Origin of the sequence: Mesorhizobium sp. M1348, assembly GCF_040317925.1 — a bacterium.
Lineage (GTDB): Bacteria > Pseudomonadota > Alphaproteobacteria > Rhizobiales > Rhizobiaceae > Mesorhizobium.
The window spans coordinates 20486-37494 of sequence record NZ_JAMYLH010000030.1; the positions used below are offsets into that span (position 1 = coordinate 20486).

11 protein-coding genes and 11 pseudogenes are annotated in these 17009 nt (G+C 59.4%); 10 read left to right on the forward strand and 12 right to left on the reverse strand.

The window, feature by feature from the left end:
• Positions 1 to 58: 58 nt before the first annotated feature.
• Positions 59 to 391, reverse strand: coding sequence for a transposase (locus NKH13_RS35760; protein ID WP_502914595.1), 333 nt, complete (start codon positions 389 to 391; stop codon positions 59 to 61).
• Here NKH13_RS35760 and NKH13_RS29770 point away from each other — a divergent pair.
• The 5 genes and pseudogenes from NKH13_RS29770 to NKH13_RS29790 all read left to right on the forward strand — a co-directional run.
• Positions 352 to 567 (forward strand): IS66 family transposase, encoded by a 216-nt coding sequence (locus tag NKH13_RS29770; protein WP_352916338.1) that lies wholly within the window; start codon positions 352 to 354, stop codon positions 565 to 567. The two genes, NKH13_RS35760 and NKH13_RS29770, sit on opposite strands and share 40 nt — an antisense overlap.
• Complete coding sequence (locus tag NKH13_RS29775) at positions 525 to 746, forward strand: IS66 family transposase (RefSeq protein WP_352916340.1); 222 nt, start codon at positions 525 to 527, stop codon at positions 744 to 746. Before NKH13_RS29770 ends, NKH13_RS29775 begins: the two co-directional genes overlap by 43 nt.
• Before the next feature lie 13 nt (positions 747 to 759).
• Positions 760 to 1113, forward strand: a complete 354-nt coding sequence (locus NKH13_RS29780) for an IS66 family transposase (RefSeq protein WP_352916342.1) — start codon at positions 760 to 762, stop codon at positions 1111 to 1113.
• Between the two features lie 60 nt (positions 1114 to 1173).
• Positions 1174 to 2211, forward strand: a pseudogene (locus NKH13_RS29785) (IS110 family RNA-guided transposase).
• A gap of 316 nt (positions 2212 to 2527) precedes the next feature.
• Positions 2528 to 2734: pseudogene (locus tag NKH13_RS29790) on the forward strand (transposase); the annotation flags it as partial.
• Here NKH13_RS29790 and NKH13_RS29795 read toward each other — a convergent pair.
• Positions 2731 to 2999: pseudogene (locus NKH13_RS29795) on the reverse strand (transposase); the annotation flags it as partial. The pseudogenes NKH13_RS29790 and NKH13_RS29795 sit on opposite strands and share 4 nt — an antisense overlap.
• On the opposite strand from NKH13_RS29795, the pseudogene NKH13_RS29800 reads away from it, so the two are divergent.
• A pseudogene (locus NKH13_RS29800) lies at positions 3000 to 3435 on the forward strand (transposase); the annotation flags it as partial.
• Between the two features lie 2 nt (positions 3436 to 3437).
• On the opposite strand, the gene NKH13_RS29805 reads toward NKH13_RS29800, so the two are convergent.
• Positions 3438 to 4109, reverse strand: coding sequence for a methyltransferase (locus NKH13_RS29805; protein WP_352916344.1), 672 nt, complete (start codon positions 4107 to 4109; stop codon positions 3438 to 3440).
• Between the two features lie 583 nt (positions 4110 to 4692).
• Between NKH13_RS29805 and NKH13_RS29810 the strand changes: the two are divergent.
• A pseudogene (locus tag NKH13_RS29810) lies at positions 4693 to 5741 on the forward strand (IS110 family RNA-guided transposase); the annotation flags it as partial.
• 526 nt (positions 5742 to 6267) lie between these two features.
• Here NKH13_RS29810 and NKH13_RS29815 read toward each other — a convergent pair.
• The 7 genes and pseudogenes from NKH13_RS29815 to NKH13_RS29845 form a co-directional block, all read right to left on the reverse strand.
• A complete protein-coding gene (locus NKH13_RS29815) occupies positions 6268 to 7851 on the reverse strand; it encodes an integrase catalytic domain-containing protein (RefSeq protein ID WP_352916345.1) in 1584 nt (527 codons plus the stop codon).
• A 306-nt stretch (positions 7852 to 8157) separates the two neighbouring features.
• Positions 8158 to 8653: pseudogene (locus tag NKH13_RS35765) on the reverse strand (transposase); the annotation flags it as partial.
• Between the two features lie 50 nt (positions 8654 to 8703).
• Positions 8704 to 8998, reverse strand: a pseudogene (locus tag NKH13_RS29825) (IS21 family transposase); the annotation flags it as partial.
• Between the two features lie 434 nt (positions 8999 to 9432).
• A complete protein-coding gene (locus tag NKH13_RS29830) occupies positions 9433 to 9717 on the reverse strand; it encodes a hypothetical protein (RefSeq protein ID WP_352916346.1) in 285 nt (94 codons plus the stop codon).
• Positions 9714 to 10168 (reverse strand): annotated as a pseudogene (locus NKH13_RS29835) (IS256 family transposase). Before NKH13_RS29835 ends, NKH13_RS29830 begins: the two are co-directional and overlap by 4 nt.
• Entirely contained in the window at positions 10150 to 10446 is a 297-nt protein-coding gene (locus tag NKH13_RS29840) for a transposase (protein ID WP_352916348.1), read from the reverse strand. Before NKH13_RS29840 ends, NKH13_RS29835 begins: the two are co-directional and overlap by 19 nt.
• A 568-nt stretch (positions 10447 to 11014) precedes the next feature.
• A pseudogene (locus tag NKH13_RS29845) lies at positions 11015 to 12180 on the reverse strand (IS110 family RNA-guided transposase).
• Positions 12181 to 12790: 610 nt separating this feature from the next.
• Here NKH13_RS29845 and NKH13_RS29850 point away from each other — a divergent pair.
• The 3 genes and pseudogenes from NKH13_RS29850 to NKH13_RS29860 all read left to right on the forward strand — a co-directional run.
• A pseudogene (locus NKH13_RS29850) lies at positions 12791 to 12934 on the forward strand (dihydrodipicolinate synthase family protein); the annotation flags it as partial.
• Between the two features lie 24 nt (positions 12935 to 12958).
• On the forward strand, positions 12959 to 14221 hold the full coding sequence (locus NKH13_RS29855; RefSeq protein ID WP_352916352.1) for a CaiB/BaiF CoA transferase family protein: 1263 nt from the start codon (positions 12959 to 12961) through the stop codon (positions 14219 to 14221).
• A 2-nt stretch (positions 14222 to 14223) separates the two neighbouring features.
• Positions 14224 to 14586: a UxaA family hydrolase gene (locus tag NKH13_RS29860; protein WP_352916354.1), complete on the forward strand. Its 363-nt coding sequence runs from the start codon at positions 14224 to 14226 to the stop codon at positions 14584 to 14586.
• Here NKH13_RS29860 and NKH13_RS29865 read toward each other — a convergent pair.
• Both NKH13_RS29865 and NKH13_RS29870 read right to left on the reverse strand, forming a co-directional pair.
• Positions 14513 to 14684, reverse strand: a pseudogene (locus tag NKH13_RS29865) (tyrosine-type recombinase/integrase); the annotation flags it as partial. The gene NKH13_RS29860 and the pseudogene NKH13_RS29865 sit on opposite strands and share 74 nt — an antisense overlap.
• A gap of 223 nt (positions 14685 to 14907) precedes the next feature.
• Complete coding sequence (locus NKH13_RS29870; RefSeq protein WP_352916356.1) at positions 14908 to 16992, reverse strand: oxidoreductase; 2085 nt, start codon at positions 16990 to 16992, stop codon at positions 14908 to 14910.
• Positions 16993 to 17009: the final 17 nt, after the last annotated feature.

Below are 17009 nucleotides of genomic sequence, written 5' to 3' on the forward strand. Positions count from 1 at the left end.
CATGGGCCACAAGGGCCGTTCGAAAACGCACGAAACCCGTTCGCTCAGGTGTCGGCTCTTAAGCCGAAAACCCGCAGAACCGTCGGAACGATCCTCTGTCGTCCAACGCCTCGGCAAGCTTGACGTCGGACAAGTCGTACCAGATCGACAGCAGCATGGCCTTGAACAAGGCCGCTGGCGGCCAGGCAGGCTCGCCCTTCGAAGAGCAGGAAATCACACAAAGGGCCTGATCGATCGGCACTGAGTCAATCAGTCTGACAAGCGCATCCAAAGACGAATGCTGGCCGCGATCAACGGGAAAACCAAACTTCTCCTGTTCCTTTCTTCTGATGGTCCTTTGACAACGCCATCTTGGCACATCGCGATGCCGCTGGGTCGGGGCCGTCCACACTGGGGTATGCGCCCGGGTGCGGCGGCGAGCATGCCGAACGCTTCCTTCAAGGCTTCGCCGGACAGTTCCTGCAGGTTGACGCCTACGAGGGCTATGACCGGCTGACACGCCTGGAGCGGCCACAAGGACCTGGATGCTCGTCCATTGCTGGAGCCACCTGCGCCGACATTTTGTGAAGCTGGCGCGCAACACCAAGTCCCCGATCGCCGAAGCCGCCGTGCGCCAGATCGCCACGCTCTACGCCGTCGAGGCGACGGTGCGCGGCATGACGCGACAAGCTCGGCTCGCCGCCCGACAGCAGTACTCCACCCCGATCATCGCCCCCGATCATCGCCGCCTTGAAGCCGTGGTTTGAAAAGCAATTGTCGATGATCTCCTCGGGCTCAAAGCTGGCCGAAGACATCCGCTATGGTCTTGCCCATTGGGAAGGGCTAACTCGCTTCCTCGGCGACGGCCGGCTTGAGCTCGACACCAAGCCGGTCGAAAACGCCACCCGGCCACTATGCTTGACCAGAAAAAATGCTCTCTTTGCTGGCCATGAGGTCGGGGCCGAAAATTGGGCGCTGCTCTCATCCGTCGTGGCCACCTGCAAGCTCAACGACGTCAGCCCCGTCGCCTACCTTGCCGAAACCCTCGACGCCATCATCAACGGCCATCCACAGAGCCAGATCGAGGAACTCATGCCTTGGCGATTCCGGAAAACATCAAGCCCAAACCCATAGGTGATCGGCCAGGCGCTTACGTCGGGACAGGCCCGCTCCAAGCATCAAGGAGAGACGACCATGGAGCATTATGCAGGGACCGACGTGTCATTGGAATACTCGAGCGTGTGCGTTGTCGATGCGAGCGGCAAGATCGTTCGCGAAACCAGGGTGGCGAGCGAGCCGGAGGCATTGATTGCCTGGTTTGCCTCACTCGGCATTCCCTGGCGCGGATCGGGCTGGAAGCCGGGCCGCTGTTGCAATGGCTCTTTGCGGCGATGCGGCAGGCGGGACTGGCGGTCGAGCTGCTGGAGACGCGACATCTGCGCGACGCCTTCAAGGCCATGCCGGTGAAGTCGGACCGCAATGACGCTCGCGGGATCGCGCAGCTGATGCGGCTTGGCTGGTTCCGGCCGGTGCATTGCAAGTCGCTGGCCGCGCAAGAGGTGCGGGCGGTCCTGACGGCGCGCAAGCTCATTCAATCGAAGCTGAGGGATGTAGAGAACAGTGTGCATGGCATTTTGCGCGGCTTCGGGCTCAAGGTCGGTAAGACAACACCGCGCGACTTTGCTTGCCGCATCCGTGAACTGGTGGCTGGCCATCCGAACCTGAAGACGGTGGCCACGGTGCTGCTTTCTGTGCACGCCGTGCTACTGCGCGAGTTCCAGGCTCTCGAGAAAAAGGTTCGCGCGCTGGTGCGCCTTGATGCCAGGGCCAGGCGGTTGATGTCGACGCCGGGAGTGGGTCCGATCGTGGCGCTCACTTATGCCGCTGCGATCGACGACCCGGGCGCTTTCGCTCGTCGAAGCGGGCGGGCGCGCATTTCGGCCTGACGCCGAAGAGGTATCAATCGACGAGACCGACTATAGCAGCCGGATCAGCAAGATCGGGGACGCCGCAGTGCGCACGGCGCTCTATGAGGCCGCCCACATCATGCTGGTGAAGCCGCTCAAGGGCTGCACGGAGCTGAAAAGCTGGGCGATGCGGATCGCCCGGCGGGCCGGGATGAAGAAGGCCAAGGTGGCGTTGGCGCGCAAGCTTGCGGTGATCCTGCACCGCACGCTCGCCGATGGAACTGTCTTCAACGCGGCGGCCAGGACGATGACGGCAGCCGCCTGAGAAAGGGGAGAACAACCGTATTCGGGTGGGTCACGACACCAGGCCCTCCCGAAGCGAGGTCCTGTTGCCGGGACGATGGATCAGGTCAGACCGCAACAGCCTGCGTGGCATCGCGATCACGCGTCTCTAGATTGGTCGGCCTTATCCTCTTCAAACTCCATCAGGTGGCGGTCGCGCACCGACCCCGTACAGAAGCAACCCCGGCAACTGGACGACGCAAAATGGGATTGACCTATCGAGGCCCGTTACAGAAGCAGGCTGTTGAAAAAGGCACTCGCCACCGGACCACAGCGGTGATTCACACTGGCCCGAAGGGATTATGGAGCGGCTGGAATACGACCTTCTGTTCCGCTGGTTCGTCGGCATCGGCATCGACGACGCAGCCTGGGACCATTCGGTGTTCTCGAAGAACCGCGACCGGCTGCTTGAGGGCAACATCGCGGCAAAGTTCCTCAGTGCAGTCCTGGCGCAGCCCAAGGTGAAGCTCCTTTCCACGGATCACTTCTCGGTCGACGGAACGCTGGCATGATTGGGCGTGTAGTGGAACCCCAGCCGTGTCGAAGGATGCCTCGCGCCTCTGATGGCGGCAGGGCCTGATAGAGCGCGGCGGGGTAGTGGGTCGACAGATTGTCGAGGACGACGCGAATGCGCTCGGCACCGGGATAATGGATATCAGCAAGGTCGCGCATGCAGTGGGCAAAGTCGTGTGCCGCGCGCCGCTCGGTGACCTTCACCTTGCGCCAGGAGTAGTGCGCATGTAGGAAGACAAACAGGTTGGCGGTGCCGTTGGGCTGCAGTGCATGCCTGGCGAAGAGGTCTGGCTCGTTGGCGAGCGGCGGTCAACCGGAGAGCAGAAATACTATGTGTCGAACCTACCGGCCGATGCCACATCAAGACACTCGGCGCCACGATCAAAGCCAGATGGGTCTGCGAACAGGCCCACCAGCAGCTCAAGGAGGAACTCGGTCTCGACCACTTCGACGGCAGATCCTGGAGGGGCTTACATCGACACGCCTTGATGACGATGATTCGCCTATGCCTTCTCCAATCCCGCCGCCTCAAAGCAGCGGGACGAAAAAAAAGAGTCGCAGGACCGCCTCCGCAACCGACCATGCCGGCCATCAGGCAAGCGATCCTCGACATCTTCGCACGGCCGCCGCCCCTACGATGGGTCATTGTGAGAGGCTCCTCGCACAACCCGCCGAACCTAAAGTGCCAAAGTAGTGCTAGGCCCGTTTGCGTATGGAGAAAATCCTCCAGGTCACGCTCACGTGAGGGTAGGTGCCTGACCCGAGAAGTACGGAGGCGAGATCGTTTGCGTCGATGATTTCCGAGAGGAGATCGTCCCGTGCATCACTGGCGAAGCCTAGAAGGATGCTGCCTGACTCTGTGAGGAATTCTGGGCCTTCTGATAAAAAACGGCTGAGCAATTTATAGCCCGGATTGATAGCTGCTCGTTCGAGGTTGTCCCTATACTCGTAGTCGTCCGGCGCAAAGATCGACGGACAATTCCAGAATATAAAATCGAATTTTCGGTGGCGAGGAATATTGCTGAAAATGTCGCTTTCGATCACCTCGACGTTCTGAATGTCGTTTCTTGCTACATTTTCCAGCGTATTAGTGACCGCCTTAGGATTGATATCACAAGCTACCACTGACGCCGCGCCGAGTTTCGCGAGGTACAGTCCTGGGAGGCCGAAGCCGCAGCCGATCTCCAGGATACTTTTCCCGGCAACAGAAGGAAAATTATCCGCATACCAACGCCAACTTTGGAAATCTAGTGAGGAAAAGACCCCTTCGTTCACACTTAGTTCTAGTCCAAATTCCTGAAAAGACAGCGGAAAAGTATGCTGTTGGCTGAGTTCTAGCCTCCTCCTTAACTGATCAAAGGTCGTCATATTCCTGCTCCTTAAGACTGACTACAGTAGACGCTGCGAACGTCTCACAATTCTTTTGCGTATAAATAAGAAGAAATCAATTATCGAATTGGATATATTTTTGAAAATATTTTTCAATATATCTTACAAAATCGGCAAGTTTCGGAAAATGTGAGGGTGTGCAAGTATTGTGTTGAATATATTCTGAAATATTTTCGGAGGCCGACGACTGAAAAACGCGTTGATGAATCGAGCACTTTGAAGACGTCGAAGTGGTATGAGGAGAACCAACGACTGCCGTAAATCTCCCTGTGAAAGCCCTGCTTGTGTGGCGCGCGCAATCGACCTGCAACGCAGATTGCGCTTGAGCTGGACGGGCGCAGGTGACCCGCCACGGGTAATTTCCTCCAAGATGGATTAGAAGTTACAAGCGTGGCGTGAGCGGCGGTCGTCCTTAGACGTTGTGACCGTGGTATGAGCGGTGGCCCGCCCTTAATCTTTGCAGCTGTAAGCAAACGGGGGTTGCTCGGAGTGCCCGAGCCGAGCCCCAAGCAAAGGAAGGACGGGCCGTGACAGAAGATAACGTTTTTACGTCGGTGTCGATGTGTCGAAAGCCAAGCACGCGATAGCGGCCGCCGAATGCGGACGGGATGGAGAGGTCCGGTATTTCGGCGAGATCGAGGCGACGACGGCGGCCGTGGAGCGCTTCGTGCGCAAGCTGGAGAGAAAGCATCCCGGCCTGCATTTCTGCTACGAGGCCGGCCAGACCGGTTGCGGGCTTTACCGCCAGCTCGTCGAGCTCGGCCACCGCTGCGATGTCGTTGCGCCCTCGCTGATCCCGAAACGTCCGGGTGAGCGCGTCAAGACGAACCGGCGCGATGCGGTCAGCCTGGCGCGGCTGCTGCGGGCCGGAGAACTGAAGGGAATCTGGGTTCCCGACGCGGTGCATGAGGCGGTGCGTGATATGGTGACGCGCACGCTCCGCGGCGAGCGAAGATCTGCGCAAGAAGCGCCAGCAGCTGCTCTCCTTCCTGCTGCGCGATGGTCGCGTGTTTACCGGCCACAAATTGGAGCCGCGCGCATGCCCGCTGGCTGGCGGCGCAAAAGTTCGACCATCCGGCCGAGCAGATCGTGTTCCAGGACCAGGTCGACGTGATCACGGATGCGCAGAACCGGCTGGAGCGGCTGGATGCGCAGTTGCCCGAGCTGGCGCCCAGCTGGTCGATGGCGCCGGTGGTGGCGGCCTACCAGGCGCTTCGCGGCGTCTCCTTTGTCGTCGCCGTCACCTTCGTCAGCCGAAGTCGGCGATGTCCGTCGGTTCGACAGTCCGCGACAGTTAATGGCCTTTCTTGGCTTGGTGCCCTCGGAGCGTCAACTGGCGACACGGTGAAGCGTGGCGGTCTAACGCTTGCCGGTAACCGCCGCACGCAACGCGTCCTGGTGGAAGGTGCCTGGAGCTATCGCCATCTGGCCAGGGTGACGGAGCCCATTCGAGTCCGCCTCGAGGGCCTGCCGAAGGCGGTGCGGGAGATTGCCTGGAAGGCGCAGACCCGGCTGTGCGCGCGCTACCGGCGCCTGACGGCCGCTGGCAAGAAAAAACCCATCGTAGTTGCGGCGATCGCGCGCGAGATGGCGGCGTTTCTATGGGCCATCGGCATCAGGTCGAACCGGTACGGTGAGATGCAGTGCGCTTCTTCATCGAAGATCAGGATCCCGACAAGTGCGCCCCCGGCGCGGCCGCCGCCGGATTGAAGGCAGTCCCGCGCCGGGTCTCCCGGCGGAATCAAGGGCAGCACGGAGACGGGATGTGGCCACGGTGGGAATTCCCGTGCCAACTATGTGGCTGGGCATCAGCCCAACGCCCGATATTAGACAGGGATAGCCCAAGACAAATTACGGAAGTGCGGTAACCAACCTGCGGATAACGCTGGATCAACCGTCGTCTCAAGGCCCATCCCGTCCCCGTGCTGCCCATCAACGAAGGACAAACCTGTGAAAAAGGACATGGGGCGGAAAAGTTCATCCATCACTGTTGACCACGGTCGGCCGGTTTTTCTGAGATTAAAGGGTGGTTCTGGCCGCGCAACCGGTGCTGCTTGGCAGCGCGCGATGGCACGCCGCAGCAGGCGGCGGCCGACGGGGTGTCAGGCGAAGTGAGAAACTGACCCCCCCTATTGCCTCACCGAGGAATGTTACCGAACGCGATAGGGCCGACATGGGCCCTTTCTCCATCCGTCGCGGCGGAGGGAGATAGCGGCCAGCTCTTCATCCAACCGCCATCGAGGATGATCAGCCCAGCCATTTCCATGCGCCAGACCTTCACAAGCCGTTGCACCATTCTCAGGTTCTTTTCCTTGAAGCGCGAGGGGTCGATCTTTGTCAGGCGTTGCAACACACTTGCTGCCGAGAGCGCCGGCTCTTCCTCGAGCCATCCCTTGATCTGCGCCTCGAACGGCTCGTACATGCTGGGTCTCTTCGGATAGGGTTTGGTCCGCCGATACGGCCGCCGATGCGTTGGTCGGGTCTCGCCACTCTTCCAGGCCGTCTTCAGATTCGCGGCGAAGCGCTGGAGATCGATAACGGCCGGCTCCTCAATCTTCGTATTCAGGCCACGACGATCGACCCGCCGCCCAAGCTCCTCCTGCGCGGCGCGGATGCCAGCAAACAGCAGCACGGGATCGGCGGTTTCCATCATCGCCTGGAGCCGCTGCTTGTCGGCCTCGGCCACACCCGGATGTGCAAGGACACGGGCCGCAGGCGGAACTGGCGGATGATAGCGCTTGATCACACGAGCGCCGATCCGCGTCTTCTCCTGAAGCTTGAATGACGGTTGGAACAGATTGCCGTAAAGCCGCACGACAGCATAAAGTTTACCAAGCGCGGCCGTCGCCTCCGCGCCGACAAACCGACCATACCCCACCAGGCGACGCACGATGGCGCCATTCTTCTGCTCCACATGCGCCTGGTCATTCTTTCGATAGGCGCGCGAGCGCGTCACGTCCAGTTCCTCACTGCGGCACCAGGAGACGACGAACTCGTTCATGAAGGCGCTGTCGTTGTCGAAATCTACGCCGAGCAGGGGGAAGGGAAAGAACGAGCGGGCCTGCTTGATCGCCACAATCACATTGCCGCTGTCGCGCGTGCGGACCGGAACGCATTCAGTCCACCCCGTGGCAAAATCGGTCAACACCATCGTCTGCACAAAGCTGCCGGACGAAGATGTGCCGGAATGCGCCACGAAATCGACCTCGACGTAACCGGGCGGCGGATCATTCCAGTCCCCGAAGGTGCGCACCGGCACCGATCGGCGAACCGCCGAACTCATTCCTGCTCGCCGGCGCTGGCCGCCGCGAGCCACAACACGTACCTCCGCCAAAAGCCGATCTATCGTCGCCGGGCTCATTGTCAGCAGCTTGCCGCGGAGCGCGGCATCGAGCTCCAGCCGGCCATGCCGTTCAAGCGCTGGCAGCAAGACAGGTATCAACGGCCGCAGCCGTTTGGAACACAGCCGCTCCGATGCCTCCCACAACACCACGAGCGCTTCGCGAACATCGCCGCCATAGCGAAGGCTGTGCCTCTTGTTGCCAGGTATCTTCGACGCGCGTTGACGGAGCACTCGGATCGCATGCTTGCGATGATAACCGGTCACGGCGACGAACTCATCGAGGATGAGGCGCTTATCGCTTCGGCTCCCCGATCGATACCGCTCGACAATTGCTTCCACCAATTCCGACCGTGTCGCCATGCTGATCCGCCTTGCCATCCATCCTCCGAATCGGGATGACAACACCTGACCATCCCATTCGGAACAGCGACACTATTGGTAACATTTTGCTTGAGGCAATGCGGGGGTCAATTCCTGAATTCGTTTGACACGGTGGCTATGCCAGCCGCGAAAAAAATCTGCGCCGGGCCAAGGCCTGGGGCGTGCGCGACATGGCCACGAGGCGTGCAGATCGCGAGCGAGAGCATTTCCAGCGGCCAAGCCAGCATAGGGTATCGGCCGGCGCCCGCCGGCGAGCCCACTGAGCGCGCCCTGATGCGTGGCGTCCGACCGGTTTGAGGCGCCGGTGAAGAGCGCGAGATTGTAAGCCACCACAGAACCAGACATAAGTCTTGAAGTGGCCGAGCCCGCGCCAGGTGCAGCGCCCCAAGCCGTAGGAGCGTTTCAGCCAGGAGATGCCGGCCTCGATGCCGGCGCGGAAGTTGCGCAGCTTGCGATAGATCCAATTGCTTTTGACCATGGCTTCGACCCTGAGGCCGCTCTTCTTGTGGAAGGGCCTGGTTGTAGAAGGCTATGTGGCGCTCAAGCATCGGCAGGAACGCTCGCTGTCGGCCGGGTTTCCGGCTTCGATGACGATGTCAAGGACCAGCCCGCTTCGCCCGGTGGTCAAATTGAGCTTGTGGCCATAATTGGTCGCGCTCGTCAGCGAATGGCGTGTTATCACAACGGCATACGGCCAATTGGCTGGAATAAGTCGTCTGATCCATAGCAAACCTCCATTGGACAAAGGCTTGCTACCCAGACATCTAATTATGTTGCGTGAAGAACGCTGTGGCACCCGAGCGTCCGTGAAAGAATGCTGCTCACGCAACATAGCGGCAACATAACGGCGTCCCACAGAACCTGCAGCGTCACATGCGTGCGCTTCAGCTCCCGGTGGACCTGCGCCCAGTCCGGCTCGACGCTGCGGCGGTGGCCCGTCTTCGTGCCCGCCGCCTTGTAGAGCGGCCTCCAGAACCGCATCGCTGACCTCCTCGCCAAGCGGCCAGGAAAGCCCGGCCGCCTCCGTACGTCGCCGCAGCGTCTCGCGCACCGTCGAAGGCGCTGCCCCCACTCGATACGAGATCGCCTTGTGGCCAAGCCCCTCCGCAAATCGATATCTCAAAATCTCGCGGACACGCCGCATGCTCAGTCTCTCCGCCGCCATCTCGGTCCTTCCTCTGCAAGCCAAAGAAGAGACCTGCAACCGGCAGAGCACCTGGCCCAACCATCCACCCTCCGGCGGGCGGAATAATCTCGGAGTCAGGGGGCGGTTAATTCTCGGAACGAGGGGGCGGCATCATTTCAGAATCCGGGGCGGCATGCCTCAGAATCTGCACATTGCGGTGGCGGAGCTTGGCGGGAGTGCTGAAGCCGCTCGCGAGCGCGCCCTCAACAGCGCCGTAGCGAGCCAGCGGCTTCTTGGCGATGCTCACGATCGCCGGAAATACGCACCCACTTCAGCTCCGCTTCCCTGATCCCCCACAACATCGGGGAAGCGGAAGCTGAAGACCATCAAAATGCCTGATCCCGCTTACCGTCACGGCGCACCGTCGATCCCTGCATCATAATAGTCCATAGTCATCTCTCCTGGATGTTTGGCTGACCTCGGCCATGACGCCGTTCACACCATCCCTGAGAGGGACCCAGCTCTTCACCAAGCAAGCCGCAAGCGCAGCGCGCCAGTGTCGCCAGCTTCGGCACCTTCGGCCGGATCTGGTCGGCGACGGCGCGCCATTGGGTGCTTGCGGCCCCGGGGGTTTCCTGGGCGAAGGGGGTGGCGATGAAAGCGGAGACGACACGGCGCCCGCTCTTGCCGGCATGGGTCAGCACGTTATCATGAAGTGAACGCGGCACCTCTGTCATGTCGCGCACAGCACCTTGGTGACGGCCGCCTTGCTGCCTTCATGGGCATCGGAGACGACGAGCTTGACGCCGCGCAGGCCGCGGCGGGTCAGCTTGCGCAAGAACTCCGTCCAGATCGGCTCGGCCTCAGACGTGCCGACCTCCATGCCCAGCACCTCGCGCCGGCCGTCCGCGTTGACGCCGACAGCGATGATGACGGCGACCGAGACGATGCGGCCGCCCCGGCGCACCTTCAGGTAGGTGGCGTCGATCCACAGATATGGCCAGTCGCCCTCGATGGGTCTTTCAAGGAACGCTTTGACCTTGCCGTCGATCTCTTCGCACAGCCGGCTGACCTGGCTTTTGAGATGCCGCTCATGCCCATGGCCTTGACCAGGTCGTCGACCGAGCGGGTCGAGATCCCCTGGACGTAGGCCTCCTGGATGACGGCGGTCAGCGCCTTCTCGGCCATGCGGCGCGGTTTTCTAGGAAACCGGGGAAATGGAGCCCTTCCTGAGCTTGGGGATGCGCAGCTCGACGGTGCCGGCGCGCGTCTCCCAGTCCGCGCTCGCGATAGCCGTTGCGCTGGGCCGTGCGCAACGGGCTCTTCTCGCCATAGGCGGCGCCGGTGGCGGCCCCAACCTCCAGCTCCATCAGCCGCTCGGCGGCAAAGCCAATCATCTCGCGCAAGAGATCGGCATCCGGGGTCTTCTCCATAAGTGCGCGCAGGTTCATCATGTCGTCGGTCATCGATGGTTCCTTCGAATCAGGTTGGGTGTCAGCAATACCTTACCGGCGAACTGCCGATGACCACCGCGAAGCCGCTCGCTCGCTTGTATGGGCTAATCTTTGTCAAGGTGATCTTTCAGTCGTTCCGTCTCCTTGTTCAGCCGTGTGCGCCCATTTGTTCCTGCTTTGGCTCCGGGGTCCATTGGGGCGCCGCGCGCAGTGACGGTCAGGGGTGGGCCTTTGGCCATCGCGAAGCGACTTGCCCTTGATGGTCACGAGCACGGCGGCAGCGTTACATTGAGCCGGCAGGTGCTGTTTGTAGAGGTCTACAACTTCAAACCGAGGGGAGCTCGCCATCAGGCGCCCGTAAACGCGCCGCAAGCTTGTATGCGGTTGATCCTCGCGGATCAAAAACCATGATGCAGCCATACGCATCGGCGGCGAAGCTCCGGGCGGTGGGCCCATTCTACAGCGCGGCGTCGTAAGCCATGTGAGCGACCGGGATCACCACCACCTCGGATCGTTATTGGCAGACGCTATTGCAGCTGCCAAACTTCAATGCTCGTCCTGTCGAACGCTCCTCCATGCTTTATACCGGACGCAGGGCTACTCCCGTCGGGATCTCGCCGGTCGTGACAAGTCGCCAGAAGGCAATCAGTAGCTTGCGCGCCAAAGCCACGATCATTGTCTTGCGCGTACCGCCACGGCCATCGGCCGTTCTCGCGCAAAACCAGTGCGCCAGCGCGCTGTTCTTTTGGAATTGGAGGAACCGCCAAGCCAATAGGATCATGCCGTAGCGGACGCGAGCGTTGCCGGCCCGCGCAAGACCTTTCTCGCGCCTGCGTTGGCCGCTCTCATCCGGCGCCCGGTAAGTCCGGCATAGCGGGCGACGGCTCGCCGATCACGCAGGCCGCGTGAGAGAATCTCATTCACCAGCATGTCCGCAGTCTCGATACCTACACCGATGATCCGCGCAAGAAGGCGAACCATCGCGAGCGGACCCTTCTCCGTGTCCGGAACCACCGAGAGCTGCCGCAACCGCTCCTGTTCGATCTCGTGAATTTGTTCATGCAACAGGTGAAGCCGTCCGAGATTACGGCGCAACTCGGCTCGGCTTCGTTCCGGTAGGGGCATACCTTCCGCCGTATGCAGAGCCTCCAGTTTCTCGGCAGCTTTGCGCAGATTGGGTTTGAAGGCGCGAATGCCGAAGCGAGCGAGGATTGCCTTGATGCGGTTGACGATCCGTGTACGTTCGCGGACGAGATTGTCTCGTTCACGGTTCGGACGGCGGGCCTCCTCCTCATTGATGGTTGGGATGGCTGCCATGCTGCAGTGGCGCTTCTCGCCCCGCAGCCAGCCAAGAAAGGCGCGCATCAGCAGTTCGGTATCGAGGCGATCGGTCTTGGCACGCCGATGTTCACGGGAAACCGCGACGCTCGATGGATGTATGACATAAGCTTCGACAGCGCGCGCCTGAAGCCAGCGCGCCAACCAAAAGCCGTCGCGTCCAGCCTCATAGGCGACAACGATGCGCCGGACTTCACGCCCGGCTTGGATGGCTTCGCTGCGCCAGCGGCGCAACAGCCTGAACACCGAATCCGGGTCGGCATCGAGCTTCTTGAGAGGATTACGTTCAAAGCCAGGGACCGTCGCAGCAATGAGCCACTTTGTCTGGCTCATCTCAATCACTGCGACCAACGTGCTGTCCTGATCAAGGGCAGTAAGGGATTTGCTTGCATCAAAGGATGGTGACATGGGGCGCTCCTTAGGTAGCTGCTCAACAGCGTCGAGGGTGCCACACGCTCGCCGCCGCCCATAGCATCTACAGAGCTATCGAAGGCGCGCTCGCGAGCGGCTTCGCTACCGCCGAGCTACACCACCTGTAGGGACGCGACCCCAACAGCGTCGTAGCATGCAGAGCTGCTCGCTGGAGACCGTTACCTCATATAGATGTACATTTTAAGCTATGGTCGTGAATACCTCCCATGCTAAATGTTAAGCTGAAATTATCATTTCGTAACGGTATCTATAATTTTTTAATATTCTTAATACCAATAGCGTAACAACTCTTAACGATTACCTTCTTGTTGCTGAGTGAAGAAAGATATATCACGAGTCATGTTGCGAACTCGCTCTGGAAGAAGTCCTGCGTCCGACATAGAGCTGGAGAAAGCGCCGTGCATGCCACTTGTTTCCGCAACGCTGAACGAATCGAATTCATTGGTACTAGCAGCATGGGGCGATCGATGCTCGCTAAGCTCTTCTGCCGCGCCATTGCGCCGCCGAAGAGGACTGTGCCGCATCCGATCTGCCCCTAAATGGAGAACTGTAATGAAAATCCCCGATCAACAATCCGCGCTGTTGCCTGGCTGAGCATCTTGTCTACGGGGCGCCCGAATGGACGCGTGCGCCGCGTTTGCCGCTGGTCGGCGAGGAGCGCGAAAAGGTCGTTGCCGTGATCGACAGCACCATCGCCTCCCTGAGAAGCCGCAGTTCGAGGGCAGCATAGAGAGAGAGCCATCGGAGGAAACCCATGCTAAGCATAACCGGCAAATCGAATGGCCTGCACGAAGGCGACGTGCATCCACTAAGCGGTATTCGCGTCCTTGCATTTACTCACTATGCGGCCGGGCCAATTGCGGCGCAATATCTTGGTTCCCTTGGCGCAGATGTCATCAAAATCGAAGCCCCGGCGGGCGATTATCAGCGTAGCGGGATCAAGGAACTGACCGCGGCCGCTGATGCACCCAGCCCCTATTTCCTCGGCATAAACCGCAACCAGCGTTCATTGTCCATTGACCTGAAAAAGCCGGAGGCCCAAAAAATTATCCGCGAAATGATTTCCCACGCGGACGTCATTCTTGAGAATTTCCGCCCTGGGGTCTTGGAGCGCATGGGTCTCGGCAGTGCTGCCCTTCTCGAAATGAACCATCGACTGATCTATTGCTCGATTGCGGCTTACGATCCGGCCGGCCCAAGCCGGAACAAGCCGGGGCAGGATCTGATTATTCAGGCCCTTTCGGGCATTGCCAGCCTTGGCGGGTCAGCCGATGGTCCACCTGTAGCCGCCGGTGCCTACATCGTCGATACCTATACGGCCTCACAGGCAGTCATCGGCATTCAGGCGGCTTTGCGCCAGCGTGACCAGACTGAGCGTGGCCAATGGGTACGTGTGGATATGATGTCCTGCGCGCTACACTTGCTGGCCTCGGAATCGAGCTATACGTTGAACGCACAACAACAGGCAAGTCGGGGCCGAAATGGGATAAGCCATAGCCATCAACCGGCGCCTTACGGCATCTATTCGACCCGCGATGGCGCGATTGCTCTGGTGGCGCACCCCGTAGCCCTTCCCGACGTTGCCGCTGCGCTGGATCTGACCGACCGGATCGTACCGCTGCTGGAGGGCAAGGGTGCTTGGACTAAGCGCGACGAGATCGCCGCTATCCTGTCAGACCGGCTGCGTCAGTTGACCAGCGATGATGCGTTTTCCCGTCTTGCCCCAACGGGCATCCTGCTGGCCCCGGTGCGCAGCATCGGCCAGGCACTGGCCGATCCCGATGTGGCCAGCGAATTAGTCCGGGAGGTTGAGCACAGCTACGGCGGCCGTTATCGCGTCGCGCTGGAGCCGCTGAAGCTTTCTGGCTCCCCGCTTGTTTTCGATCGTCCTGCCCCCGATCTCGGCGAGCATTCAGTCGAGGTTCTGCGAGAGTCTGGCATCGACCCAGATCGTATTGAAGCGTTGATTGCCAGCGGAGCGGTTCGGGTTTCTGGCCCGCCGGCAGGTGAGGAGTAACGATGCAGAGCGATACCACGCAACAGCAGGACGTCACTCCGGTGCTGGTCCTGCATGATAGCGACAATGTCGCGATTGCGCGACGAATGATAACGCAGGGTACGGCGTTGGGTGGATCGATAGTCGCTAAAAGCGCGGTCCCGGCTGGACATAAGGTCTCCGTCAAATCCATCAAGTCCGGCGAACCGATTCTGGCGGTACGTCAGATAATCGGCTTTGCTACAAAAGACATAGAGCCTGGCTTCCATGTTCATCTGCAGAACATGGCGCTCGGCGAATTCGACAAGGACTATGCTTTTGGCGCGATATACCGAGATGTGCGTCGCGTCGCGCGGCGTAGTCGGACAGCACGGTTACCGTCGTAGCATGGAGCAGCACCAGTCGCGACTTGCCGAACTTCGTCTCGCGAATGGTCTCGGCGCAGGTCGAGCGCTTCGGAATGGCGTAGGCCGGCTACCGCGATCTCGACCAAGACATCCTCACCCCCTATCTTCACGCACATCTTGTATCTTCACGCACATCTTGAACTGAAGGAATCCGCACTTGACATCTTCGCCTTCACACCGCAGCACCAAGAACATTTGTCTGCAGTTCCTTCATCGATACCGCCTCCTGAGGGGCCGTACTGGCCCCAAATCCAGCACGAGCAGAAAATTGCTCCCATGCATTCGTCTCTCTGCGTTCACCTACTGGTCGAGCAAAAGCCTCTCGAGCTTAGCTAATGGCGGCGTTGCCACGTCAAACTCTCGTCCGTAGCGATGTGCAGAATAAATCGACTGCGCAAGAAGGCCGGGAGAAAGGCAGTCCCCGATCTTGGCTAACGATTTCAGTTCTGGAGGAACATTTTCGTTCGGCCCCATCAATGCATTATAGAGGGCGTCATTGCTCTCCCGCGCAGTAACCAAAACAACGCTTCCGGCAGCGATCGGCGTTTTGCGCCCAGTAAACACGCAGCTCAACGTCACATGATCGCCCTCTATCGTGGCTAGATCCATATTTGTTCGTATCTCGACGCCAAGTTCGATCAGCTTGGTCTGTATCAGCGTTTGGTCGAAGGTGACCGAAGTCCAACTCGAAACCAATGGGGTTGGGGTAACGATTGTGACGGCATGTCCTCGCTTTGCCAGCACTTCGGCCAGAATCCCTCCCATGTAATAGTGGTCGTCGTCAAAGATGATGACCCGATCGCGCACCTCGCACCCTGTCATGATCTGCTCTGGTGCCAGCACCACCGCATTCTCATTTGTTGGAATCGGCAAAACGTGACGGCGACCAATGCCATCTCGACGCCAGTGGGAACCGGTCGCTAAGACAACGTGGTCAAACCCAAATGTGAGGATCTGCTCGGCATCAAGCTGGCTGTCAAGAAAGATCTCTACGTTTGTCAGCTTTTGTAGCTGTCCCAGCCGATAGTCCCGAACCCTGAGCCATTCACTCAAACCTGGCAGCCGTGTAACCGGCAGAAGGTGCCCGCCAAGCTCTTTTCCAGCCTCCGCGAGGCTCACCTGAAAGCCTCGCTTCCCCAGAATGTGCGCTGCTTCGAGCCCTGCTGGCCCACCACCAACAACCAAGATACTACTGGACGAATGGCCGATGGTAACTTTCTCAGGATGCCAATCGCGCCTCCATTCCTCCATAAATGTGGGGTTCTGAGTACACCGGGACGGCGTGACCATCATTTGGCTTGCGAGGCAAATGTTGCAACCAATACACTCTCGGATGTCGTCAAGTCTTCCCTCCTCGATCTTTTTTGGTAGAAACGGATCGGCGATGGAGGGTCGTGCGGCTCCAACAAAATCTATCAGGCCACGTTTGACCATAGACGCCATAGTGTCAGGAGAGGTAAATCGACCTACCGCAACAACTGGCTTGCTGGACACCGACTTCACGAAACTCAGCCAAGGTTCGAGCCAATTTTCCTTCTCGAAGCGCGAGGTGATTGAATCTACTGCACCAGCTGTTAAATCCCAAAGATCTGGGGCCTCAGCCAGCATATGCATCGCCTCCCTACCTTCTTCCCTTGAGAGACCCTCGTCACCCAAAACGTCATCAAGCGAAAGGCGAATCGCAATTGCGCACTTGTCTCCTACAGCGTCCCGCGTTTCTTCAAGAATTTCGCGTGTTAGTCGTAGACGGTTCTCCAAGCTCCCACCATATTCATCGGTCCGGTGGTTTATACGGGGCGAGAGAAAGTCGTGTAAGATACTAATTCCGTGGCAAAGGTACAAGTATACGATATCAAAGCCCGCCTTCTTTGCACGCAGGACGCCTTCTTTGTGCCAGCGGCGGATATTCTTAATATCGTTCCGATCCAATGCGCGAGCTACCGACGGAAAATCGCCAAGAGGCGATGGATATGGCGAGGGGGAGAGTGAGATCTCTCGGCTATCTCGGTTGTGAGAGTAAACGCCAGTTATGACGGTCTCGCAGCCAGCAAGGGCACCGTTCTTGTGCACGGCCTCAACCATCAAGGCATTGGGCGCAATGTCAGCATCAGTCCACAGACGTGCGTGACCTGTCGGCGACGGATCGCCCACCGGGTGAATGCTGCAGAATTCAGTATTAACAACTCCCCAGCCACCTTCCGCCTTCATGCCCCGCATGGCCGCAACCGTGTTCGGGTATTTGTAACCTGCGCCATTGCAGTGGGGCACCTGATAGAATCTATTTTTAGCTCGAACCGGACCAATCTGGACAGGCTCGAACAAAATATCATAGCGAGGGTCGCGTTTCGTCTTCACTGCCGTTTCCACCAGTGTTTCAATCGACATTTTTACGTTCCTTCGAC

Coding starts and splice junctions, on each gene's coding strand:
- NKH13_RS29855 (WP_352916352.1), top strand. CDS start 12,959: ATGCTAAGCATAACCGGCAAATCGAATGGCCTGCACGAAGGCGACGTG.
- NKH13_RS29830 (WP_352916346.1), bottom strand. CDS start 9,717: ATGACAGAGGTGCCGCGTTCACTTCATGATAACGTGCTGACCCATGCC.
- NKH13_RS29805 (WP_352916344.1), bottom strand. CDS start 4,109: ATGACGACCTTTGATCAGTTAAGGAGGAGGCTAGAACTCAGCCAACAG.
- NKH13_RS29780 (WP_352916342.1), top strand. CDS start 760: ATGATCTCCTCGGGCTCAAAGCTGGCCGAAGACATCCGCTATGGTCTT.
- NKH13_RS29860 (WP_352916354.1), top strand. CDS start 14,224: ATGCAGAGCGATACCACGCAACAGCAGGACGTCACTCCGGTGCTGGTC.
- NKH13_RS29840 (WP_352916348.1), bottom strand. CDS start 10,446: ATGACCGACGACATGATGAACCTGCGCGCACTTATGGAGAAGACCCCG.
- NKH13_RS29775 (WP_352916340.1), top strand. CDS start 525: ATGCTCGTCCATTGCTGGAGCCACCTGCGCCGACATTTTGTGAAGCTG.
- NKH13_RS29870 (WP_352916356.1), bottom strand. CDS start 16,992: ATGTCGATTGAAACACTGGTGGAAACGGCAGTGAAGACGAAACGCGAC.
- NKH13_RS29815 (WP_352916345.1), bottom strand. CDS start 7,851: ATGGCAAGGCGGATCAGCATGGCGACACGGTCGGAATTGGTGGAAGCA.